The following is a 24,144-nucleotide window of genomic DNA, read 5'->3' on the forward strand; positions in this document are numbered from 1 at the left end:
GCTACGAGTGTAGTCCCATGCCCCGCGCAGACCATTGCATTCAACTTTCAATGCTCGACCGGCAGACTAATCAGATTCTGACCCTTGGCGGCACCTGCTGGCCAAACGCTCCGGAACAGGCCACCCATTGGATGGCCATTCCCGCCTTTCCCGGTGAATCCATGTTTCAGGCCGAAATGTTTGATCCCTATTGGAACCAAATCGGGGAGAAGATGATTTCCGCTGAGACGGTCGAAAGCCTGCTAGGCGATACCTTGCCGCGCCTGATCGACGCCGCCCGAATGAAGGAAAACGCAGAATGACACATTCCATTCAGATAACGTTCGAAGACCGCCGCGAGGACCGTTTCCTGGTTCTTGACGCCGCCGGGTATGAAAATCCTGACGATGTACAAGAGGATTGGTCCCATATAGAAGAATTTCCGGGGGATACCGTCTTTTTTGCGGATCGTTTAAACGATAACGCCGCTCTTGTTGAAGAGCGGAAGATTTCCGCCGCCCAGGTCGAGGCCTTGACCGGGCGCCCGCTGTTCGTTGTGATCAACGACGCAAGGCGGATCGCGGATGAATATGAACGGGCCGAGGCCGCCTGCGCACACTAGGGCAAAAAACATGGTAAATTTCAGCGTCTTTGCCGAACCCGCCGCCTTTGCAGGCATGGCCGCTGCCTCCATTTTGTTTCTCGCCCGCCGCCCGATCATCAATCAGATCAAGGGAACTAGGGCGGAAAAAAAGGTTATCGCGTACCTTAAGAAGCAACAAATCCCTTTTCTCACTAATGTTTTTATCCCGGTGAAGCCTCTTGGCCATGAGCAGGCCAGCGTTACCGAAATTGATATTGTTGCTTTCGTTGGTCACGCGGTCGCGATCATTGAGGTAAAGGCGTGGCGCGGCAATGACATTTGCGGTGATACCGCCGGGTGGTATATCCGAAACGGCAAGAAAGCAACGGGCAGACAAGCGGTTACGGGCCAGCAGTCCAAGCACCTCCGCGCCGCCACCGCGATTGCCGGGCCTGACCATCTATATTCTGTTATCGCATTGCCGAATATAGCCACTAGCGGGCCCGGCTTGCCCGACGCAGTGGCCACCGCCGCCGAGATCCCCGGCGCCTTGACTGCCACAGCGGATGATCCCGAGGCTCACGCCGCCTTCGCGGCCCTCGCCTCTTTTGCCGCCGACAAGAAGCAACAGGCCCTTCTCAGGAAAGCCCACGCTGTCCAAGTGGGCTCCCTACGCCGCGCCGTGGCAAAGGCCATCGGGACGGGCCTCCTTTCTGCTCTGTTGGCCCCCATTTTCTTCCTAGCCTCTTTCGTCATGCGGCTTGCCGTCTACCTGATTGGCTATGCCGTTGGCTTGGCCATCCTCGCAGGTCTCCTTGCCCTTATCATGAATCTGTAACAGGGTAAAAAGCCCGGCCACTTTCCTTTGCACCCTATTTTTGGCATGGGATTGCAGGGGAACCCTGCAACCCTGCCTTCCTGGCGAAGGAGGGGGGTAGAAAAGGCAACCAGAATCCGCCGGGATGGTGCGGGCGCAGCGAAGCGAGCCACGGCCCGGCGGATTCTGGTTGCCGTCGCGAGGGGCACCGCCCCTTAGCTCTTCCATTCAAAAACCCTTTCTTACCCCGCAGGGGTGCCTTTTCATAGCGAACGAATTGAAGATCGGGCCGCCCCTGGCGGGCCGTCCTTCTCTCTTCACGTCTTCCCGGTCACAGGGGCACTTCCTCTGGACACGCCCTTTTTCTCGGGGGTCACAGGGGGGTAACGGCTAAGTCACAGCCGTTTTCGTCCCGGTCACACTATCGGCCTTTTTTTCTCGGCCATAGTCACACCCCCCATTTTTTGGTTGTTGTTTGTTTACACTTTATTTTCCGCCCGCTTTGGTTGTTTTTAGGGGATAACGTCTTGGAAAATCAATGTATTTTTGCCATTGCGTTCAGTCGCAGTTGCTTCACTTCAATGGTCCACGTTCCTCCGTCACTAATAGTAAGGGAGGCAGGAAAGGCGTTTGTACTAGTACAAACGCCCGCACCCATGATATTATGTACTCATGGGTGCGTTATCCCAAACCCTTCCGGGTTCGGGGCCGAAGGAAGTAAGGAGAGGTAATCAGGTGGCAGCTACATCAACCGGCAAAAAGCCCTCGATGACTTATCTAACAGCGGAGGAACGGAACCGTTATTCGGCGGCAGCCGCCGCCGAAGGTGTCTCGCTCTCCAAGTGGATGAATATTGCCATGGAGGAGCGGGCCCGCCGCCGTTCCATCTTCCGAATTAGCGAGTGGCGATCCCTCGTTCAATTGCGCAACCAAATGCTCATGGCCGGATCGAATATCAACCAAGTGACGCGGCGCCTTCACGTCTGGTTGGAAGATCCAACCAAGCGGGCGCCGGATGCCGAGCTTTTGGAAATGGCGGTCGAAGATATCCATTCGACCGTTGTACAATTGGCCGAATTTATGCGGAGGTTTACCCAATGAGCCAATATGATGACGACATTTTCAAAAAAGGTCGTGGCCGCGTTATCAACGATCGAATGCGGGCGGTGCATTTACGCGCAATGACCGTTGCCGGGTTGTCCAATCGCCCGTCCCCATCCTCTGGTGGCCATACCCCGTCCCCATCCTCTGGTGGCCATACCCCGTCCCCATCCTCTGGTGGCCATACCCCGTCCCGCCAAGTTGTTTCCAAGATTCTATCCTCTTCCAAGTCCGTTCGTGGGGCACGGTCCATGCTCAATTACCTGGTCCAGAAGCGGGACAAGGAGGACGAGATAGCGAATGAGCAGGCCGATCCGCATTATGGAAAGTTCGGCGAGAACGGGGAATTACCTGTTTGGAACGAACAGGGCATCCGTTTAAACGTCGCGGAGGCGCGGGGGGAATTGGAAGGGTGGGGCCTCCTTTCCGATGAGGAAAATATTTCTAAAGCGGCTCGCAAGGCTACCAAAAACGAACGCTCGAAGATGGAGGAGAAGGACCGTCTTTATCATCGGCAGGTTTACCATTTTATGTTTTCCCCGCCGAATTCCAGCCGCGCCGACAACAACCCTCAAAAGATGTTGGAGATTGGACAGGAGACCGCCCGCATTCTCTGGGGGAAAAAGGGGCATCGGTACATCCTGGGCATCCATGAGGAAAAGGGGCACCTTCACGTTCATGTTATGGTCAAGGCTCTACCCGACCATCCCCCCAATCCGCTACGGCCCCAACGCCTGACATACGATAAAAAGGACATGCAGGCCGCGCGCGTGGTCTTTTCCGACGTGTGCAACGCCAGGGGTCTTGAAACAGAAGCAACCCGCCGCGTGGATCGGATAGCGGACCGACAAAAAATGCTTGACGGCGATTCACCGGAACGCAAGCGGTCCGTGTATGATGACCGCATGAAAAAATCGCATTGGGTTGCTGATTTGAACCAACGATCCCCGGCATGGTTTTGCCACTTTGGCGCCCAATACATTGATGGCCACCGAGCCGTTGCGTTGAACCATCAACCGAAAAAGCCACCGTTCCATAATCCGGTAAAAACCGGGATTCCACTGGTTGATTACGCCCGCGCCACCTACCAAAACCCGGGCAAGGCCCTTCAATCCTTCAAGGCCTTACACCAGGACGACCCCCGGAAGGCCGCATGGATGATGACAAAATCCCCGCAGTCGTTCGGCGTCATGTTCCAAGGTGCCGACCCTCCCAAGCTTACCAAACAAATGGTTATGTCTGCTGCGCGGCGCCTGGATCAGGTCAATTTGCCTAATCCAGACCGCGCATTACGCGAAGCCGCCGCCGAAACCGTTTTGAAGGGTCTTGCCAACCTGGATTCCGCACGACGCCCGAGGCGGGCCATATCTAATCGCGAATTTGTCGCAAAAAATCTCACCCAATTGGCCAAGGACTACGCATCCGACCCTAATCATAATCGCACCGCCCTTGCCCGCGTTCAGGAAGCCGCGAAGATGAGTCAAGCGGGCATCGTTTCCGACTTCGCGAAACAAGCCCGTGAAGCCGAGCCTCTTCCGAAGCCAAAAACCTTCGAAGAACAGCAGAGAGACCCGGCGGAAGCCGTCCTGACCCGCCGACAGCGCCTTTCCTCGTCGTTTTCGCGACAGGCCGACGCGCGGGCCAACGAGCAGCAGCAGGGCGGGGGGATCGCTGCCCCTGAAATGGCCTCTGTGGGGCCCGTGGCATCTCCTGACGGCTCGAAGGGGGAGGGGGGCGCTCCTACCACCCCACGGGAACGGGCCCGGGCCCGTCAGGCTAAAATGGCTGCCTTGCAACGTGGCGGCGGCTTGGAACGATAGCCGTCCGGATCCTTCCTTATTCTTTACATTAAAAAGGCCCCCGGATCGATCCGGGGGCCTTCCAGGCCGAGATCGGGGGAGGGAGGTAGGGGCCCCTCCTTTCGGCCTTATTGTCTCGACGCCATGGCCTGTTGTTGTTGGTTCATCGGGTTCATGACCGCATTGTAGGCCTCCGTCTTCCCGCTCCCTGATAGCGCACTACTGGCCGCGCTACCACCTGCCTTTGCCGCCGCCGCCATGGGCGCTTTAGCCACGACAAACGGTGCCGCAAGAGCGGTTGTTGCCACCGTTGAGAAGATCGCCGGGCCCACTGAATTGATAAATGATCCGGAGATATTGGAGGCGATGGAAGCGGCCTCCCACTGGAACATGATTCCCAGGCCCGCAACCAGCATTGCCAGCATGTATTCATCCGACCATGCGAAATCCGCAAGAGCGATCACGGCAACACCTTGTTCGCCGCCTTCCCCTTCCACCAGGGGCATATACCCCGAGAGCTTGGTCATAATGTACATCGTGATTCCCATCCCGATAGTCGCCACAGCAACGGCAATGACCGAAGCCACCAACATCTTGATTCCGCCGAAGGTCATTGACCGCGTGGCCGGGAAAGCCCCCGCTATGGCCAGCCAGGGCGACAGAACCATAACGGCAGCTACCCGGAACATGGCAAGCGTAACCTGTCCCAGGTACATCATGAGGATGAATAAGAACGGCAGCATGAACAGCAAACCGGCAATATAGATATCCAACCTTATCCCCGCATCCGCCATCATGGCCTTGGCAATCATCCACATACCTTGCGTTTTGTATTCAATCGCAAACGACAAGTCCGCTAAGGCCTGCGCACCGACCGCCGGACCGCCTTCGCGGGCCGGTAGATCATCCGCGATCAGAACTGTTTTCGCTAGTCCTGTCATAAAGGCAATGGTGATATCGTAGAGGGTGGAATACCCCTCCGATACCTTGGCCGTGCCCGCATTGATCCCGATATAGGTTGCAGCAAACAGATACCCGGCGGCGCCCTTGAGCATATCCACCGGCTTTGCCGAACCGACCACAATCCGGATGATTTGAACGATCATCCAGATTCCGAAGGCCGTTCCTAGGATGATTGCCGCACTATTAATACTCGCGATGAATACTTCGTGGCCGTACTTGTCCGACTGACTACCAACCTCCTTGATCAAATCGCAGGACATACAATCAAAGCTAAAATCCGGGTCACCCTCTTGTGCGGGGGCCGGTGCTTCCGCATCATCACCAAAAACCGGCTTCCCGCCGGTTACGGTATCAATCAAGTCATTCAGCCATTCAAACATTTTTATTCTCCTTTTGGCGTTCTCCTATAACAACCGAGGATGGCCAAAAATTAGTTCGTCCATTCGTTCGCCGGTCTCGGTGTACTGTGTCCATTTGCGTCCGTCCAACATGGGCGTATGCACCATTTCTCCCCCGATAACTCGTTGTTTTTATTAGCGTATAATCTATCTTATGGAAAATACCGGACACTAATGGGCCGAGGTTTTCACGCTTCGAAGTTGCGTCTTGTTCAGGGTTGGTTTGACCCTTGTGCCATTCAGCCCATAATCGCCGCGCAAGAGCTTTGTTCGGGCGGTATGATCCGTATAACCGAGCAACCGCAGATCATCCTTGGCCCGACCAATCCTATTTTGGTAGAAATTGGCCTTCCAAGCATTGCCTTCCCGCAACGCTTCTTCCTTGAAGTACAGCGCCTCGCGCAGACGTAACACCACGTCTTCCAAGGTGTCGTAAGTGTCGCGATTTAATCGCTCTATGGCCACCTCGACCGCCTGTGTTTCTGTGCTTCCCATACGCTCCGCAGACTCACTCAGCATTGCCTTAATCTCCTTTCGGAGTCGATAGGAAGTGGGAGTTTTTGCCATCTTTAATAACCTCCTCTTGTTGTTAGAATATACTACGTTTTGCCTTTTTTGTCGCTACGTTATTTGCCTGTTTAAACATATCCTTCCTCTCTGAACCTGTATCTGATACAATTGTTATTAGGTACTAATAAAGGTTAAAACAATGCGACCTTCCCGTATCAAACTATGGCGCAAGCGACACAAAATGACCCAACCGGCCCTTGCCCAATTCTTGGGCGTCTCTGTTGATGCCGTCCGCTCCTGGGAATCCCGCCGAAACCCCGTTCCCCGCCATTTGCCGTTACTCCTCACGGCAATGGAGCTTTCACAGATCCCGAAGCCGCTTCGTTCATCGGATGACCTTGCGGCGCCCCCCATAGACGAACAGGCCGAAAAGATCATTCGCCTATGGGCCAAACATGCCGGGCGGGTCATGCGGCGGGCCGGATATTCAACGGATGAAATCAAGGCGGGCATCCGAACATTTCTCAAGACTTGGCAATGACCGCAACCCGTCCGGGGCGCCCGGACGGCGGCTTTATCTTAGTTAGTTTTCGATAGCGGCGATCCTTCCAGGCCCATCCGTCCTTGCCCATAAGCGGCACCGTGGCATGGTGTGGCGCCAGGACGAAATATTCCCCTTCCCCCAACATCCCAATTTCTTCCGGACGGACGAGGTATTGCCCTTCCAAGCCCTTTTCCGGGCTCCCTTCCTTGAAAAAATTGGTTTTGACCGTCTTTCGGAGGCGGGTTTCCTGTCCAATCTGATCCGCTATTTCCTTCTGATTACGCGGGTTTGTCTGGTGAAACACCGTCTGATACTGGCTAACCGTCTTCAGTGTTTCCAGTCCGTCCGGGCCGTATACGGCCCGGACTTGTGCCGGGTCCTGGCATACGAACAAGAACCGTATCCGCAGCTTTCGACCCCGCGCCGGGCCATCCAATACCACCTTATCCATTCGGCCAAGCGCCGGTAACTCGTCAATCAGGAAATTGATTGGGACCCCTTGCCTTGCCTCTTCCTTGGTTTCCGAAAGCAAATGCCGCATTAACTGGGTAAGAAAAACCCGGGTGATGGTCCCGAAGGTCTCAAGGTCCCGCTCCCGCAAGCAGATATACAACGATACCGGCTTTCCGTCCCGTCCGCGTAAATCCCGCAAGGCAAAATCGCTCTCGCTCGTCGCGTTGGCCACATGGCCATTCTCCCAGGCCTTGAGACCCCTTTGCATGGTGTTGAGGTATCCGGACCTCTCTCGAAACGCCGTATGAGCCATATTGCGAAGGTTTGTTGAAATCACCCTTGGCCATCCCTCCCCTTCGGCTTGCGCAGCCAAATCAGACAAATAAGCGCCTATGGCGTCCTCCTCCTCGTCCCATTCCGGCGCTGACGATCCTTCAGCCACCATGTGGTAGATTTCCGCGAACCGTGCTGAAACCCCTTCCCGGCGGGCATTCAGAACCGCATAAAATGTTAGCGCCATGCCGAGCGACCGCCCGACCTCATCAAATTGCGAGTTTTCACCCTTGCCCTTGGGAATCAGGATATGCCAAATCCCGTCGATTTCCGTTTGCAACTCGTTTACGTCTTCCGGCAATTGATCGTTGTCTAACGGGTTCCAACGGGCCGTCTCCGCATCCGCCCACGCCAGCCGAATCACTGGACCTTCTTTGGCCCGGGCCCCGGCTGTTTCTTGGTACAATTCCCCGGATGGATCATTAACGACGATAGACGACCGCCCGGCGGAAAAAATCGACGGCATGATAAGAATTTGCGTTTTACCCGCTCCGGGCGGCGCCCAGGCGATTGAGGCGAGGAAACTATCAAAACATAGCCTCTTGCCGTGGGATTGTCCGAGGACAATCCCTTCCTTGGCGGCAAGACCCATCTTCTTTACATCCCCGCCCTTACCCCATCTTGCGGAACCGTAGTCCGTCCGCTTAAACGAGATCCGCGCGGCAATTAGCGCCGTGGCCGCAAAGAAGACCAGACCCCAGACCATAGCGGCCTGTTTAAACGCCGGGGTAAGGACCGGATGTAAGGCCCCGTTGTCCCGCCAATATCCCACATAGGCGCCCCACCATTCCAGATCCCAGGCACCGAACCCGGTTACCATGTATATTTGACCAGCCCAGGCGCCCACACAGGCCAAACCGGCCAACCCCACCAGTGAAACCCCTATGCTTCGTTGGTTTTTCCTGATCATGCTGCCCCCTCGCGTTCCATGGCGGCGCGTAGCGCATCCTCGAAATCCAGCAGGGTATCCACTTCCTTTCGAAACAGGTATTTGCCCGACTTGGGCAAATAGAGCGCCGCCACTTCCCGATTTCCTTTCTTCGTTTTGTGAACCTGAACCACCATATCCACCATGCCCCTTAGGTACTCCGGAATATTGCTCATCCGTTCACCGGCCCATTCCACTTGTTGGCTGAATTTCCGTTCAACCACCTCCTCCGGACTTTCCGCGTGAATCGTTGTCATGAATCCCCGGTGCCCCGAGTTAAGCAACCCGAGGGCGGCAAAGGCGTTTGTAGTCGATATTTCGCCAAACACGGCGATTTCCGGGGTTGACCTCATAAGGTGGTCATAGGCTTGCCGGTAGGAAATGACCCCCGGCGCCGCCGCGACCTTCTCACGGGCAACCAGGACCCGCACACAGTCCGGAAAGCGTTCGGTCTCCAATTCCGCCGTGTCCTCAACCGTGATAACCCGGCGCCCCGCATCGACGTCCTTCAACAGCAAGTTCATGAGCGTTGTCTTGCCCGAGTTGGTGGACCCGGACAAAATCACGGTCCGCTCTGCCTTCACGGCGCCGCGCAACAACGCCAAGGCCTCGCCTTCAAGCCCAAAATCCGAATACTTCACCCGAAACTTATGTTTGCAGCGAACGGTTATTGAGATTCCGCCGGGCACCGATGGGCCTACTAGTCCTTGGAAACGATGCCCGCCCGGCAGAGAAGCGGCAACAAGCGGTTGCTCGTTTTCGTCAAAACGCATCCGGTGATGGTTGGCAATGGCGCTCATCATATCCTTGACCACGCCGGTTTTCACCCCCTTGTCATGCTGAAACACCTTCCCTTTGCCGCGCTTTTCCAAGATGACTTCGCCGGGCCTATTCACCCGAACTTCAATCATCTTCGGGTCCGCAATGTAGTCCCAGAGGGGGCGTAGTGCCCCCTCTAAGATCGCGTCCGTTGTCGGTACATGATACTTTCCCGACATGGCCTACCACCCGTCCGGACAGGGGGGGACATACAATGTCCTTGTATTTGTGGCCGTATAGACGCCGCAGGAATCCCCTACGGTATTGCTCGTCGTTATCGCGTTCCATGCGCCCTGCATTTCGCAGGACGTAGAGATGACTTCATCCGTATGGGGGTTTACCGTCTCACTCATCACCACCGTTGCCGCATACTGGATCGTACGCAGGAACGACCCATTTCCACTCCCCGTAAAGCACACGGAGCCTTGGGGCCCTGTATATCGTCCTGACGCCACCTGATCAGTTTTGACCACCAGATCCTGGCAGACATTGGTTGGACCGACCGGGGTTCCTGCAACACCGGTATCAAACGAATACTCGGAACTGTCCGCCCGTGTGTAAATCTCATGCACGTTTGTTTCATTGTAGGCCGAGCATCCTTCATAGGTGGCCGTCCCGTTTGCAACATCCTCCGTCCTTGCAAACACATAGGCGAATTGCGGCGCACCTTCCCGCACTTGCGCGGAATCGACTTCCACCCGTCCATAGGGCGTATCGATATAAAGCGCGGTCTTTTCTTGCGAATATTTCTCCGCATCATGATTCACATAACCGTGGACTTCCCCCCCTTCTACCTGATGAGTGAAGGAGGTTGTTGAAGTCTGGCAGGCGTTCACATAGACCCGGCTTCCGCCGCTCATGTAGTAATGCCGCTGTTCCTCATAGCTGGTATTTGCCGGGATATCATGGACCCAATCACAGCCATCGTGCGTTGCCGATAGGTCGAGCGCTTGGGCGGCATCCGGCGTACAATCCGTAATGTACTGGTATGTGCCTTCCACTTCGATCCTTGTTCGGAATTGTGGATAGGCTTTCATATCCTGAGTGGAAATCAGCATTTCACAAATGGCGATCCCGCCGACCGTTGACACGGTTTCATGCGGATAGACCGTGGCCGTATCCGTGCATTCCTGCGCGGTATATTCGATCCCGCCCATGGTAAATACTGATTTCTCCATCCTGATTGATTGCTGCGCTGTGAAATCGTGGCGGATCGAACATCCGGTATCCGTCGTTGTGATCGGAATCATAACGTCCGGCGGTTGGCAGCCGCGCACGGTTACTTTGTTGTTGCTGCTGTCCATATAAACCAAGGAAACCTGTTGCCCGGCTTCCTGTGCGCCTAAATCGGTATAGATAGAACAGCCTGTTGCATCCTCGACGATTTCAAATCTTTGATCCTCGTCCCTGGTGCAATCGCCTACGTCGTTATTCGCCGCCTCTCCATCCGTATAGTAGGTAATATATCGGGGCCAAGCTTGCAGGCCCGGAATGTCAACCTCATCGGTGCATCGTAGATACGACCTTTGCAATTCATACCGAACATCGCTATCCGAGCAGGCACTTTCTGTTGTTGACCCACTAGAAATCGTAACGGTTTTGCTTTGCTGGATCGCGACCCCCTGGGTCTCATCCACACGCACCCCGCACCCGTCCGTTGATATCATCGTTGTATCGGTGAAGGCCTCAACCGGTGTTGCCGTTTCCGCCGCCAATTCCGCCGGTTGATAGTCGCTCGCAACATCATTTTCCGAGGACGGGGAGGCCTTGCCGGTAGTGCTGTCCGTCATGGCCTTTTGGTCCTTTTCCCCCTCCTCCTCATCCGCCGGTTCTTTCTCAACGTCGTAAAGCTGTTTGATCGCCTTCGTCAGAGCGGCCATGTTCCCCTGTGCACCGAGTTTCTCATCCCCAGGAATGATTTCGCCCTCAACAAACATTTGGGTTGCCCAGGCCTCATCGAGCGGGGCTACCCGCTTCTCACCGTCAAACGTTTTGGTCACTTGTGACCAAACCACTTGCCCCACTTTCTGCCCTTCGGCATCAACGCCCCGGGCGTAGCCCTCGACCATAACCCCCTCGAAATTCACATCTTCCGGGGGATTCATCACGCCGACAATCCGCGCATTGGTCGGCAGTTCGCCGCTTTCGATCAAGCGGATCGGCGCGGGGGCTACAACGGTCATCTTCCCCACGGGGATTTCTTCGATAAGCACTGGTGGCGCGGTCGGAATCGCCGCTGTTTGCGCTGTGGCACCGTTTAAACAGACGGCCCAAAAAACCGCCGCAAGCGCCAATGTAATCATGTTCTTTTGCATTGTGGCACTCCTATTTTTTTGCAACCCGCCGCGTTCCGGGGTTCCTCAGAACCCAGTCGTTGCGCGGCATGATGACAACGCGCGTTCCCTGCGCAATGGTGATGATGGGTGCCAAGTTGACCGATTGTTCCAGTATCTTGGCTGTTATTTCCCCGAAGTCATCCGACAGCTTGGAACCGCCCGCAGCAAGGCCCGGGCTCAACTGTGAAAAATGTTCGGTCGCCACGGTCGCGGCCACCGAAAGAGCGGAAACAATAAAGGCCGTACCGTACCGTTCCCAAATCCTGTTATCCACTTCACCAGGGACACCCGCGCGGCCCATGGTATCGCCCGCCGGTGCGGCGATTTCAAAGAGTTCCGCATAGTCTTCCGCCCGAAGGACCCGCTTGCAGACGACCGGCAACCGACTGTCCCCTTGTTTTTCCAGACTGTCATACTGGCAATCCAGCCGTGAGCCCTTGGGAATCAAAAGATTGTCGTGCTCTGGCGAGTAAACATCCTTCGAGACCTGGATAATCAGCTTGCCGCCCTGTTCCCCGGCCACCTGGCTATTAATGCCCGTTTCCACAATGCCGTGGATATAGCGTACCGTTGACACAACCCGCCCCTGATCGACGGGCAACGAGCTATCAACGGAAGTCATTGAATAGCCTTTGTCCATATAATCGGTTGAAGACTTGCTTTGTGCCGGTATCACAGGCGGCAGGGCCGTTGCGGACGGCAAGGGCGGCTGGCCAACATCCCAGGCCCCGGCCCGGCGTTCCGCCAGGATCCGGGCGGCGGCTTCGCGGCCCTCATCACGAATTGGCTTTGGCCATGCCTTTGGTTTTGGCGGCGGCGGCGGCGCAGGGCGGGCGATCCTTGGTTTTTTCCCCACCAACACTTCCAGGTTGGCAGAAACCGTATCGCCTTTGCCGGTAGTGGCCACGATCCGCGCCACCATATCGCCCGGCGTTGCCTTCTTGAACACATCGAAATCAACCGTTACCGCGCAGCCTTGCCCGGGCGCAAGGGTTCGCCCTTCACAATCTCTTCCGTCTAGTTGGAACTCACCTTTTCCCCCGCCCTGTTCAACACCCAGGACCACGGCCCCTATCCGTACCGCTTCCCCCCCTTCATTCACCACGTTTAGGGTGGACCCGCCGTTGTTACCCGGCAGGACACGCCCATAGTCGAATAAGGGTGGCACGAATTGGAGCCTCCCGGGTTTCGGTTGCGGCAGCGGCGGCGGCGCGGGCGCCTTGAACTCGAAAACCCCTTGATCACTATCCGGGAAAGGCGGCGGCACCGCCGGTCCCTGATCCTCACAGGCTGCCACAGCCAATCCCACGGCTGCCAACAGTTCGCAGACGATCCCGGCCATTAGGTGTCCTCCTCATCCACGGAGATCCCCACAGCACCCGTATATTCGATGCAGAGATGCTTTTGACCGGCCTTTAGGGTGATCATCTTTCCCACGTTCTCGACTACCAGGGTATGACGCCCCAAAACGCGCGTATTCACTACCTCGTCAACCTCATCCCAGACCATGTAGGCAGTTGGCAGTTCGAGGGTTTTCCATCGTTCCGGCCCGTAGTAGATGAAGGTAAAGCAATCATTCCGGAACACCTGGACCGGGGCTAGGTCCTTATCCCCAAAGACCTTGAATTCCCCAAATCCATAGTCCCCGTGGACGTTGCACTTCCCCGATTGGACATAATCAAAATCCATCTCTTTCGGGCCGTTGGTCTCCTTGGCCATGGCGGGCGGGACCTTCGCCCTCGGCTGCCCATTTGTTTCCGATACCGGCACTTCCGCACCGGCCACCGGTGGCAAAATCTCCCGCTCTTCGATTTCCTTCCAGTTTCCCAGATCCCCGCCTCGACCGGCCAGCCGCACCACAACATGGGGCACCTGCTTTGATTTAATGCTTTCCGATGAGACATAGAACGCATGAACCGCGCCGCTCTTTGTGTACACGTTCAGATTCGTATCAACACCGACAAACTTTGGCCGAATGGCCAAGCGGCTTTTTCCCCTGGTTTTCACCTGGAACCCCACGGTGTCCCCGAGATCAAACGCCTTAATTTCGTCACCATTGCTCAATTCAATCGTTGTAACCATGAATTCGCGCGTCACGACTGGATAAAAACAATCGCGGCAAATATCATAGATTTTCACCGCTTCCGCTTTCGCTGCTCGCTTCCAGGCCCCTTGCGTCTGCCCCGCCGCGCGTCCCACGTCCTCCGGACGAATGAATTTTCCCGCGCTCTGCTCTTTCAAAACGGGTTTTGCGATTTCCGTGGTTTTGGCAGGCATCGCCATTTTGTTTAGCTGCGCCCGCTTGTTCGCGGTTTGCGCCGACGCGGCCCCGGCCAAGAGCGCCAGGACCGCCGCACCGATAAGCGTATGTTTAAACATGCTGTTATTCCTTTTCCTGGTTTTGGTTTTCTTTGAAACGCATGGAAAACCCTACCACCTGGACTCCCAAAGGGTTCATGTAGCGGTGTTCCAGTGATACTTCTTTTGGGTTGTAGGCAATGCCGACAATGGCCTCGACTAACTTCCGTTCAACCTCTTGCCCCTTGATCCGATCAACCATGGTGAATTCGGCCCGGTATTTATCGACTTCCCGCGTCATGCTCTCAATCTTTTGCACCACATGAACCGAGACACTCCGAACCAACCCGCTATCAATGGCCTTTTGAATGGCGCCATTGGCGATCCGTTCGCGCCGAAACCGTTCCCAAATGCTCGGGTGGCTCTGCCACACCGCCTCTTGGAACCGCTCGGTTTCGGAAACGCCGTCGATTGTTTGGCTATTGACCAAGAACCGCTTGATATGCGCCTCGGTGAACAATTCCACTCCGGGCACGCTCTTTCGCACCGGTTCCACCCAAACAACCCGGCTTGTCGGGTCATCCATTCGCAGCAGCCCCAATTGGATTTCCTTTAAGGGCATGAGGCCGCGAAGCGTTGACGCCAGAATCGCGACGATGAACAGCAAGACGACGATTACCGCGACAGCGCCGCGCAGCAGGAACACAACCCGGCGGTGTGCTAGGTCAAAATCCGCCGCCTTTGGTGCCCGTACCGTTGCCGTTTCTGATTTTGGCCCGTCCGAATAGAAATCATCAACCGGCGGCGGGTCCTTTGCCTTCTTTCTCCGGTTCAATAACATCGGTCAAATCTCCCGATATTGCAGCGGCACCAACTCTTGTTCCGGGCAAGGGTCCGACGCCAGAGTGAAGAATAGGCCGCGTGGATCGATCCACACGGCATTATCTTGCCCCTCTGTTTGCGCACAGGGGGACCGCTTCATTTCATTGGTTCCGGTGCCAACACCAACCGGCTTTTCCGTCGAACTCGCAGCACAGCCCGCCAGAAAAGTAGTCAGGACGATTGCGATAATGGTTTTCATTTTCAACTCTCCTGTTCTTTCTTTTTTCAACCGAGGACAGCCATTGCGGCAAAAAACAGGGCGCTGCCCCAGACCAGGGCCGCGCCGATTTCCATCCATCCGAACTTAACGGGCCCGCCCGGTCGGGCCCCGCCTTTGGTGCTTCGGGCAATCGTTTTCCAATCACGATGTTGCATGTTCATTCCCCCGAATAGCGCATCATTTGTTGATGAATGGGGAGATCCCGAATTGAAGCCGCGCCCGCCACTTTTAGCGCCTTGGCTTGCAACAGATTTCCTTCGGCCTGTAGCACCGATAGCTTGACCATGACCCCGCCCAGGATCGAAAGCCGCTCCTGGATGGTTTCGGCCTCGTCGCCAAGCGCCGTTTCCAGTTTCTTTATGTCATCCATATGCCGGGAATAATTATCGGTGGCGGTTTCCGCCGCCGCCAATGCCTCAACACTGGCATCCTCGCTGGTGTTGATACGGCGCAAGCGTATCTTTTCCCGGGTGCCGGAATTGATGACCACGGCCCTTTGTCCCTTGCCCTTTTCCGGCGCCACATAGCGCATGGCCTTATCGAAAAATTCCTTTGCCCCTTGCACAGACGAAAAATCCGGGCTCATGCCCTTGTCCAGTTGCAAACGCCGAGCTAGTTGGTTCATATCGCCCATGATGGCCGACCACCGCCGCTTTTGACTGGCCACCTCCGAGCCGAGCCCCAGGTCATTGGTGCCCATTTCGCCCAGGCTATCCAACATCCCGGTTGTCTTCTCTTTGATGGTCAATAGGTATTCCACCTGTTTGCGCAGTTCGCCTAATTGCTCGCCCAGTGTCTTAATGGCTTGCGCGTCAACAACGGCCATAGCCGCGAAGGCGGCGCGGGCCAGACCCAGGACGAGGACCAGAACGAGAATTGCCCGCCAGACCGGGCCGATCCCCTTTTTCCTGTAATGTACGGGCTTCCGCATTTTCTTTCTCCTTGTCGTTCGGGTTTTTTTGTTAGTATTTAATTTCTCATTTGCTGTTTAAACGATGTTATGGCATCCTTGTTATATGGTTTCCGCCTGTTTACTGCTTTTTTTATTACTTACACACCTTATTATACTATCACTTTTCTTGCTTTTATGCAACGTTTTATAATCGTTTCCGCGTTTTTACTTATTTTTTATTATCGCGAGGGGCCTTTTGGCCCCTCTCCTTTCCTTATGGCAAATGATCAACCCATGTCAGGTTGTCCCTGCCATAGGTGGCTTGCAGTTCTTCCATTAGAGCGATTGACTTGGACCCCGACCGATAAACTTTCATCATCGGCCCGGCGATTTCCCTTAGGTCCACATCCAAAATCACACTTTCCTCGCTATCCGCGCCGCCGCTCTTGTCTCGCTTAATCAAAAGCACCGTTCTTTTTAGGCCCTTTGATAGATCCGACCCGCCTAGGATGTATTCCATTTGCGTCGGGTTCAGATTGAAATCTTGATAGTCCTCTGGTCGCGCAGTTGCGTTCGGGAACAGGAAGAACGTGGAACAATTGGTCATCACCGCCGAAGTAACGCCCGTTTCGTGTAGGGCGCCGGGTTCCTGGAAGGCGACACCTACGATTCCATCCAGCTTGCGATACTCCCGAAACATCACTTCCGCTTCGCGTTTAAACGTCTGGTTCCGAAAGAGATTCGCCGCTTCGTCAATGAAGATATTGAATCCAAAACCGCCCGTGGCGCATTCGGACTTGATGACATGGCCAATATGTTCGAATACCGCCGCCGCAACGTCTGTTTCCTTTAGGATCTGATCGGCATTCCACCCAACCAAAAATGTTTCCTGCATTTGTTGCGCCAATTCATCGCGGGCCCCATTGAAGAGGTAGGCATATGCCCCCTTCCTCTCGTCCATGTCCTCGATCCATTTCCGCATCCCCTCCGCAACGTGGGAGCCGTTAGGGAAGGCCGATTGATAGATGCCGGAGAAGGTCCGTTTGCGTACCTCTTCCACCCCCATTGCTTGCCGCACGGCCCGCTCTATAATTGCTATATCTTCGTCCCCTTCGGCATTGCTCATGATTCGCATGAGCCGCCGCAGGTGGGCCCGGTTTGCTTCCGTATCTCGCAATTGTAGCGGGTTCATGGAAACCGCCCCTTCATCCGTCCGGTTCAAGTCATAATAGGACCCCCCGAACGCCTCAATCATGAAGCGGGCGCCAAAGTTGCTATCAAACACGAACCCCTTGGTGTTCTTGTGTTTCAGCATCCCTCCCATGAGATGCAACATAAGGGTTGTTTTGCCACTATCAGACGGGGCAATCACCGCATAATGCCCGATGGATTGGGCCCGCTCGGAAACATGGAATTGGAATTGGTAGATGGTTCCCCGCACGCTGTTAAATGTGCGGATCGGGCCTTCCCCGAACGGGGAGGCCTCCATTCCTTCGGGTTCCTTCGAAAACGATGCCAGAGCCGCCACGTTCGATGAAATCAGGTTCAGGGGACGCGGCAGCGGCTTACCCTTTACCACCCGCCCCGGAAGCCGTTCAAACCACTCTTCCAAGGCCGCGAACGTATCATAGGCAAACCCTATGTTATCGTCTGAGAACAGCTTTTCAATCCGTGCTAGGATATCCTCCAATTCCTCCATAGAACGCGACCGCACCAACACCATGGTTTGGGTCTCGAAAAGGGTCTCCCTTCCCGCTTCAACCACTGCATAGACTTGATTGAAATCCTCCGCCAGGATCGGATTGAATCCGAACATTGAAGCTTGTTTGCTTTGGTTCAAAAGCGTTGCTTTTGCACGGGTGGTTTCGATGGATCTTGCAATCAAGGTTACTTCGATATTACCCTTAATTTCCATGATCCTCCGGAACAGGGACCCAGAAGTTTTTTCCCGATATTCCTTCACCACGATAATCCTTTCATATCGCGGCGTGGCGCCGTCATAGGACGTTATAAGGCCTGTTGCCTTGTCAAAATCGTAGGCCAGGGCCCCGACCTCCAAAGCCAGTGACCGCGCCGAGGGGCCCAACCTCCTTTTTGTCCCGTTCACATGCTCACAAATTATCTCTGTCAGCGGGCAACGTCCCTCCGTACCTGCCCGCACGATTTCCGGCGAGAACTTGTCCAGATTGGCCAGGGCCGCGCTTGTCGCATCGTCTAACTGACGTTGCCCGGCTTTCTCGCCCGGGCCTTCCAGCACTAATAGAAACTCGTTTAACCAGGCATCACCAAAAAACCGTGCCTCGTGATCCCCAATTGCTTGAAGGGTCTCGGTTGGGTATTTTGAATACACATCCTCCGCAAGGCGGCGGACCTCGCCGCTAATCGCCTTTCGCCGAAACACAAACCGGGCAATGATTCCGGTATCCCTTAGCGAATTCAGGAACTGGACGCGAGCATTCAGCGCTTGCCGCTGTAACCCCTCTTCCTTCGTCGCATACTGCATCCCGCGCACCCGGATATACCTGCATTTCCGTCCGCTATGCAGAACCACGGTCATCCCGTCTTCCAAGATATGATCGAATTCCAGATGGTTTTCGAAATACTCCCCTCCTGACTTATGGAACCGGCCCCAAACCAAAAGAGGCTTGGCAAGGACACCCACCGCACCGGCTGCTACGAACAGGCCGAGTCCGACCATTACGATTTCATCCAGATCAAGGACGGGAGGGGGGCGAAAATTTGCCTCAACGGCGGCAAGGGCGGGTTGCGCGATGAGGCCAAAGAGAAGAGCAGGCAAAAACCGCCGGACCTTTTTCCCCCCTTTCCAACCCCGAAACCCGGCAACCCACACCGTTATAATATGATGATCTTTCTTGCTCTTCCCGTACGACCAAAATCCGCCGAGGATCGCCACGATCCCGGAAATAAACGCCCAAGAGGAAAACCCCCAGGTATTCCAAAAACCGGATACGAAGACCATGGTCCCAATCGTGAAAGACCCGACTATCACCAAAGCGAAAAGCCGAGCATCAAGCCCAAAAAATCTCATGGGCTTGGTAGTGCCGGTGAAAACCGGCACTTCCACCCTAGACATAACCTAATTTCCGCCGACCGGCTGGACAAATGCAGCAATAACCTGATCGGCCACCATCAATCCGATTGCACAGAAACCGAGGATTCCTACCCGCTTCCAATTGATATCTCCGCTGATTGCGCCAACTGTCAACATCCACGCCGCGCCGATCCCGACCGCAATTCCCGCTAGTGAAATCAGGCCGGTTTTGAATTCCTCGCCTTTTTCGGCGATGGACGAGGCCCAATCCCCGCCAGACTGTGCCAGCACGTCAACCGGGCCAAACAGTGCAGCCACACATACAACAATTAGTGCCAGTGCTGTATCTGATATCATGATATTGTGCGCTACGTTAGAAGTGTTCTTGTTCCACATAATGATTCTCCAACTGTTACTGTGAGGTGTGATCCTCATCATATTCAACACTTCTAAAACTAACATAAAATGTTTCACAAGTCAATTGAACGGTGTTATTATAATGTTTGAGCACACCGCTTAATTGTATCATTTGAATTCTGTTGGAGGGTCTATTATGAAACGAACATTTGTCAAGCTCCCACAGCAGTTTCACCATGCAAAACAAGTGATTAGCCAGGGTTTGCGGGTCCTTGAACATTCCTCCTCATTACCGCTTTTAGTCCTTTGGCGTACCGCTGAACGTCGTACTATTGCATTACGTCTATCAGCCGAGGACGAAAGAATCATCCTTGCCCTTAAAAAGAGAACAGGCCTTACACGACAAGACGTTATTTTGTCCGCTATTCTTTCCGCCTTTCGCTGGACTGGCGATGAATTTACTAATATTACTTCCTTTCTTCCCCGTCCCGCACTTGTTAATTTTGCCAATTACGGACGGTTACACCCCCATTTCACCAGAAAAAACAACCGTTGCCCTTATCACGGGGTGGTTTGTGGCAATAATTCTGTCTGCCACAACTTCCTCATTACTGCCCAATTTCTTGATTTAGACAACAACGCTAAAATGGAAGAAGGCTATGCTTCACATTCACCGGTATGCCCGGGTCCTGCCCCTCGTCGTGCCTCTCTTGTTGATGACGACACACCCTACCCCGTCGCTTGCGCAGCCGAGTGATAATGACCGCATTTGCGCTTTGATCACGAACGATCTAACCCAGATCATTCGTAAGGACGCCAAGACGACCCTTTGGCGTCAAACCCGCCGTGGCACCGTTGCTTTGAAGATCGATCCCAACCGCGCCGTTTTTGTCCTTCTATCGGCACACGAACGGCTTGGTTGTCCCCCTTCGTCCCTCCTTGTCCCCCTATCCTTGTCTGAAGAATAATAACTCTCCAACAACTCGGAGGGCTTCGGCCCTCCTTTTTTTTTGCCCAACGGGTGCAGGCTTGCCCTGTAACCCTGCCTTCCTGGCGAAGGACGGGGGCGACAAGTGCAAGGGGAATCAGCCGGGGGGGTGCGGGCGCAGCGAAGCGAGCCACGGCCCGGCTGATTCCCCTTGTGCGCGACAGGGGCGGCGCCCCTCAGCCCTTGCTTTCCTTTCTTTTTCCATTTTTTGGCTGTGTCCCGCCTTATCCCGGCCTTCCTTGCCTCGCTTTCATTATACACATTGGCTGTTTCCCGGGTCCTTTCAGGATTTGTTTTCATTGCTTTCTTTTTATGATGCCCCCCCCGGTCCCTTCCTACCACTGTTTAAACGCCCTTTACACGTTGTTTTTGTTACCCTTTTATGTTTTCTCAGCCCCTTTAATATTGTATTATATACATATTCACAAAAACAGAGGCTTATCCCATGACCGTCTATCCCGTTCGTGACCGAGATAAGATCTATAAGATTTTTGATTATGGTGACGGGCGCCTCTGGATCACAGAGATCGTTAACCGAAAGAACCGGGGCGCAAAAGATACGACCATCTTTTATTGCGTTGATCCCAACAGCGCCGATGGCCAACGCCTCCGATCCATGGTTCCCCACCTAAAAACGGAGGCCTTGCTATGAAGCTTTCCAATTGGATTGTTGCGCCCGGATGAATGCTCGCTATGTTGAATTCTCTTCTTGCTCTAGCCATTTTGTCTAGTTTTGCGCGATTACCACAATATATTGTGCGATTTTCCTTGGCGCCGCTTAATCGGGTTGTTACGCTCACGCCCAAAACACGATTAAAGCGATTCCTATGGAGGTACCGATGAAAGACCCCTAGACGCGAAAAAACGCCCCGTTACAGCGGGACGCTTTTTCTAAACTATACGCCTTGCGGCGGGATTAAATCAAAAACAAAACCTGTTCTGATTTAATCCCATACCGGGCAAGAATGCAAGCAGGAATCTTGATTCCGGCAACAGTTTTTCTTTGTCCGCCGCAGGGCCCCTTTTTTGGAGGCCCATCCTATGCGTTTTCAGGATCTTAGCCCCGGCGAGCAGGCCCTTTTTGCCCGCCCCGTTGCCGACCTACTCGACAACCAAGCCAATCTAAAAACGTCCCTTTCCGCTCGCCTGGACCCGGAAGACGTGGCCCAGGCCCTTGGACCCCGTGCCGTATGGGATTGTGCTGATCGGCCCTTGCCACTCTTCAATAAGGGACTTTTGGCCTATGAGCAGGCCCACAAGCCCGCGCCCTTCCCCAATACGCCGCCAACACCGCCCGCCCTGCCCATTCACTTGATCGACAATACTACCGAGCCCCCCGTTGGGTGGCGAGGCGATCCCTTCGCCATCGATGCAACCGGCGCCACCATCGATGACGCGACGCCGCCGCGACCCCGAAATGATGGCAAACCCCGCACCTGTAAACAGCGCTTTTCCACCAAGGCCGAACGAATAGGCCGCACCGCCGCCGCCAAGTCCTTAAAGCTTCGTGCCCAACACGCTATGCGCCGCCTTCCCTGGGATATCGCCGCGAATGCCGGTCTCACCCACGGCGCGGCGGTTCTCCTCGACCTGTTCATTCACTCAAAAGCGGATCTTTCTCAGGCCTCCGTCCAGGAACTGGCCAGCCGGTGCGGTGTATCACGCCGCACAATTCACAACGCCCGACAGTTCCTTGTTACGGCTGGTTTGCTCATTGTCCAGGAGCGGCGCCAAAGCTACGAACGAAATGATACGAACCTTTGGGACCTCCTCGGTAAGGCCGCAGAAGCCCGTGTAACATTTCACGGCGGCGAAACATCGTCCCGTGAACCATTTTACACTTCACCGGATCAGGGCCGGCCTTTTTCTAAAAGGGTGGGTGCAAACAGTTGCGCACCTAAAGGGGGTTTATATTTTAATATAAAACATACATCCCTACCTTACCGCGCGAATGCTGTAAGTGAGCAAAGCGGACCTCGCTCCGCTCGCACGTCTCCACGTAGCCGCCCTACGGTTGGTAAATACGGACCTCGCTCCGCTCGGAAGTCTAATCCAAATGAATGTAAGGCATCCCTTGATAGGGAGCCCGGCGCGACGGCAGAGGCACTTGCACCCACACCGGGACCGGCTCCAGCCTCCCCGGAGGAGTTACGGCTTGGTTGCCGTGCCGCCCATTGGGCTATTCCATGTTTGTCGGTTGCGATCACCACACCGGACGGGGTATGGCAGGCAGCCGAACGCCTAGTTAAAACCGAAATTCCCCTGTACGATAAAATTTGGGAATTCGCCAAGCAACGGCACGGCTTCCGCGCCGCCTTGGCCGTCCTTGAAGTGGCGGTTTTGCGTGATATCGAAACAATTCGAAGCCCCGCCGCCTACCTCGCAGGCATCATTAAAAAACCACCCCTCGAATGGCACGGCGACCCGGACAAGGCTTGCGCTCCGCATATCACCCTTGCCCGCCTTGCCGTGGCCCGTAGCGGCTTCGCCGCCGCGAACCGTAAACCCATTGCCCAGAGGGCAACGCCATGAACGGCTTGTTGGGTTGCACCCAACGCCTTTTGTTCTCGTTATTGGACCTTTTCGCCGGGGCGTTTAAACGGCATGGCGCCGCCCACGTCTTGGGGATCGGGTTTGTTCCCGTGACCAAGGGCCACGCGAGGGAAAACCAATCAGGCCGCAAAGGTTCGATCGTTCCGGCTGGTCCCCTTGCTATTGCCGCCTCCCTGATCGGTTCACGGTGCTTCCAGTTCCTTATTGCCCCTCCCCTTCATTTCTCTTCCGACGCCTACCGTCCTCGCGGCCCAGGTCAACCCCGCTCCGGGGGTTCCCGGCTACGCCGTGACAAGGGCCTTTCCCTCCCGGTCTTAGGGCGCCGCAACGAAGGAGACAGGCAATGTTAGCAACTACGATACAAACCACCCCACGAACCGGCGAAAAACGCCAATTTCTCGCATGGGCCGCCGACGTTCCCTATATGGTCACTTACGAGCCCGGCGGGTTTGGCCTGTTTGATATGTTTTCCTTCATCCGCGCCGATGATGATTTCACCGGCACGATGGCCGACGAGAAGCGCACGCTTCCCGCCGATCCCCAAGACGTGGACGCCGCAGGACCCGAGGATTTCATCTCCTCAATCCTTGATTCCGCCGCCCAGGTCCAAAAACGAGAACTCGAACAGGCCGCATAACGGCCAGTTCTCCCTTTAATGCCGCCCCGTTGGGGCGGTTTTTTTTCGCGGTCGGTTAAGGATCCGCCGATCCCCGGGTATAATAGAAAGAGGTGCATTTTATATCAGGAGTGTTAGATGGCTAAAAAGATTCTCGAACTTACAGACCTGGAATTACATGCCCTTATGATTGTTTTCGGTGATGTTATAGTTGATCCTGAATATACATCGGCTGTTTTTGATGGTACCGTAGAACTTAAACGTGCTGCTTTCCGGGTAGAAAAAAAACTACTCACCTTGATAAGAATGGAGTAGGACCAAATGTTTCCGTTTGTGTTTTGGCGGATTGCACATTCCAAAATTGAAGGTGGGGTAATCCATGTCCTTACGATAGGGGAGGCAATTAATATCGTTGTGGAAAAAGGGATACCAGAAACAGAAATCGAGTATGTAAAGGTATTTAGTCTTGGTGAACTATTAAGAGAAATGAACACAGCGGGGATGGCCGGATATTTTTGGGGGATGGAATCAGTAAAACAAGAATGGACCCATAAGGGGGAAAGCCTTCCCCTCTCTCCAACCCGGTTTCCGGTTTTCCGCTTCCCCTTCTAGCGGGGACACCCCGCAACGCCCCGGCGCTTTGCTTCTATTGCTTTCTTTTTTCGTTTTTCGGCGTTTTACCGCCGTTTTCTGTCTTTCGTTGCCTCGCTTTCTTTATACGCT

At 54.8% G+C, this 24,144-nt stretch carries 23 protein-coding genes; 10 read left to right on the forward strand and 13 right to left on the reverse strand.

The window, feature by feature from the left end; genetic code table 11:
* Positions 1 to 17: 17 nt before the first annotated feature.
* The 5 genes from MGMAQ_RS18930 to MGMAQ_RS18950 all read left to right on the forward strand — a co-directional run bounded on the left by MGMAQ_RS18930 (position 18) and on the right by MGMAQ_RS18950 (position 4,300).
* Entirely contained in the window at positions 18 to 302 is a 285-nt protein-coding gene (locus MGMAQ_RS18930) for a hypothetical protein (RefSeq protein ID WP_046023550.1), read from the forward strand.
* Positions 299 to 601, forward strand: a complete 303-nt coding sequence (locus MGMAQ_RS18935) for a hypothetical protein (RefSeq protein ID WP_046023551.1) — start codon at positions 299 to 301, stop codon at positions 599 to 601. The genes MGMAQ_RS18930 and MGMAQ_RS18935 overlap by 4 nt, the downstream gene beginning before the upstream one ends.
* 10 nt (positions 602 to 611) lie before the next feature.
* Positions 612 to 1,400, forward strand: coding sequence for a nuclease-related domain-containing protein (locus tag MGMAQ_RS18940; protein WP_046023552.1), 789 nt, complete (start codon positions 612 to 614; stop codon positions 1,398 to 1,400).
* 651 nt (positions 1,401 to 2,051) lie between these two features.
* On the forward strand, positions 2,052 to 2,480 hold the full coding sequence (locus MGMAQ_RS18945; RefSeq protein WP_148561076.1) for a hypothetical protein: 429 nt from the start codon (positions 2,052 to 2,054) through the stop codon (positions 2,478 to 2,480).
* 251 nt (positions 2,481 to 2,731) lie between these two features.
* Entirely contained in the window at positions 2,732 to 4,300 is a 1,569-nt protein-coding gene (locus tag MGMAQ_RS18950; RefSeq protein WP_046023554.1) for a relaxase/mobilization nuclease domain-containing protein, read from the forward strand.
* A 107-nt stretch (positions 4,301 to 4,407) separates the two neighbouring features.
* On the opposite strand, the gene MGMAQ_RS18955 is transcribed toward MGMAQ_RS18950, so the two are convergent.
* The 13 genes from MGMAQ_RS18955 to MGMAQ_RS19015 form a co-directional block, all read right to left on the reverse strand.
* A complete protein-coding gene (locus tag MGMAQ_RS18955) occupies positions 4,408 to 5,622 on the reverse strand; it encodes a hypothetical protein (RefSeq protein WP_046023555.1) in 1,215 nt (404 codons plus the stop codon).
* A gap of 189 nt (positions 5,623 to 5,811) precedes the next feature.
* Entirely contained in the window at positions 5,812 to 6,159 is a 348-nt protein-coding gene (locus tag MGMAQ_RS18960; protein WP_148561077.1) for a hypothetical protein, read from the reverse strand.
* A 515-nt stretch (positions 6,160 to 6,674) separates the two neighbouring features.
* The gene (locus MGMAQ_RS18970; RefSeq protein ID WP_158498901.1) at positions 6,675 to 8,186 is read right to left on the reverse strand and encodes a type IV secretory system conjugative DNA transfer family protein; all 1,512 of its coding nucleotides are present in this window, start codon (positions 8,184 to 8,186) and stop codon (positions 6,675 to 6,677) included.
* A gap of 200 nt (positions 8,187 to 8,386) precedes the next feature.
* Entirely contained in the window at positions 8,387 to 9,319 is a 933-nt protein-coding gene (locus tag MGMAQ_RS18975; protein ID WP_052716599.1) for an ATPase, T2SS/T4P/T4SS family, read from the reverse strand.
* A gap of 90 nt (positions 9,320 to 9,409) precedes the next feature.
* Complete coding sequence (locus MGMAQ_RS18980; protein ID WP_046023560.1) at positions 9,410 to 11,542, reverse strand: hypothetical protein; 2,133 nt, start codon at positions 11,540 to 11,542, stop codon at positions 9,410 to 9,412.
* Between the two features lie 10 nt (positions 11,543 to 11,552).
* A complete protein-coding gene (locus MGMAQ_RS20015; RefSeq protein WP_052716600.1) occupies positions 11,553 to 12,905 on the reverse strand; it encodes a TrbI/VirB10 family protein in 1,353 nt (450 codons plus the stop codon).
* On the reverse strand, positions 12,905 to 13,942 hold the full coding sequence (locus tag MGMAQ_RS18990) for a TrbG/VirB9 family P-type conjugative transfer protein (protein ID WP_046023561.1): 1,038 nt from the start codon (positions 13,940 to 13,942) through the stop codon (positions 12,905 to 12,907). Before MGMAQ_RS18990 ends, MGMAQ_RS20015 begins: the two co-directional genes overlap by 1 nt.
* A gap of 4 nt (positions 13,943 to 13,946) precedes the next feature.
* Positions 13,947 to 14,702 carry a VirB8/TrbF family protein gene (locus MGMAQ_RS18995; RefSeq protein WP_046023562.1) on the reverse strand — a complete coding sequence of 252 codons (756 nt, stop codon included), beginning with the start codon at positions 14,700 to 14,702 and terminating at the stop codon, positions 13,947 to 13,949.
* Between the two features lie 3 nt (positions 14,703 to 14,705).
* Entirely contained in the window at positions 14,706 to 14,942 is a 237-nt protein-coding gene (locus MGMAQ_RS19000) for a hypothetical protein (RefSeq protein ID WP_046023563.1), read from the reverse strand.
* A 26-nt stretch (positions 14,943 to 14,968) separates the two neighbouring features.
* Positions 14,969 to 15,118, reverse strand: a complete 150-nt coding sequence (locus MGMAQ_RS21160) for a hypothetical protein (protein WP_158498902.1) — start codon at positions 15,116 to 15,118, stop codon at positions 14,969 to 14,971.
* Positions 15,119 to 15,120: 2 nt separating this feature from the next.
* Positions 15,121 to 15,894, reverse strand: a complete 774-nt coding sequence (locus MGMAQ_RS19005) for a hypothetical protein (protein ID WP_046023564.1) — start codon at positions 15,892 to 15,894, stop codon at positions 15,121 to 15,123.
* Between the two features lie 235 nt (positions 15,895 to 16,129).
* Complete coding sequence (locus MGMAQ_RS19010) at positions 16,130 to 18,949, reverse strand: hypothetical protein (protein WP_046023565.1); 2,820 nt, start codon at positions 18,947 to 18,949, stop codon at positions 16,130 to 16,132.
* Between the two features lie 3 nt (positions 18,950 to 18,952).
* On the reverse strand, positions 18,953 to 19,303 hold the full coding sequence (locus tag MGMAQ_RS19015; RefSeq protein WP_046023566.1) for a hypothetical protein: 351 nt from the start codon (positions 19,301 to 19,303) through the stop codon (positions 18,953 to 18,955).
* 157 nt (positions 19,304 to 19,460) lie between these two features.
* On the opposite strand from MGMAQ_RS19015, the gene MGMAQ_RS20870 reads away from it, so the two are divergent.
* The 5 genes from MGMAQ_RS20870 to MGMAQ_RS19040 all read left to right on the forward strand — a co-directional run bounded on the left by MGMAQ_RS20870 (position 19,461) and on the right by MGMAQ_RS19040 (position 24,033).
* Positions 19,461 to 20,021: a hypothetical protein gene (locus tag MGMAQ_RS20870; protein WP_148561078.1), complete on the forward strand. Its 561-nt coding sequence runs from the start codon at positions 19,461 to 19,463 to the stop codon at positions 20,019 to 20,021.
* A 1,272-nt stretch (positions 20,022 to 21,293) separates the two neighbouring features.
* Complete coding sequence (locus MGMAQ_RS19030; RefSeq protein WP_046023569.1) at positions 21,294 to 22,784, forward strand: hypothetical protein; 1,491 nt, start codon at positions 21,294 to 21,296, stop codon at positions 22,782 to 22,784.
* A gap of 364 nt (positions 22,785 to 23,148) precedes the next feature.
* Positions 23,149 to 23,442, forward strand: a complete 294-nt coding sequence (locus MGMAQ_RS19035) for a hypothetical protein (protein ID WP_046023570.1) — start codon at positions 23,149 to 23,151, stop codon at positions 23,440 to 23,442.
* 117 nt (positions 23,443 to 23,559) lie between these two features.
* Positions 23,560 to 23,736: a hypothetical protein gene (locus tag MGMAQ_RS21165; protein ID WP_158498903.1), complete on the forward strand. Its 177-nt coding sequence runs from the start codon at positions 23,560 to 23,562 to the stop codon at positions 23,734 to 23,736.
* 6 nt (positions 23,737 to 23,742) lie between these two features.
* Positions 23,743 to 24,033, forward strand: coding sequence for a hypothetical protein (locus MGMAQ_RS19040; RefSeq protein ID WP_046023571.1), 291 nt, complete (start codon positions 23,743 to 23,745; stop codon positions 24,031 to 24,033).
* The last annotated feature ends 111 nt before the right edge of the window (positions 24,034 to 24,144 follow it).

The organism is Magnetospira sp. QH-2 (assembly GCF_000968135.1).
Taxonomy (GTDB): Bacteria; Pseudomonadota; Alphaproteobacteria; order Rhodospirillales; family Magnetospiraceae; genus Magnetospira.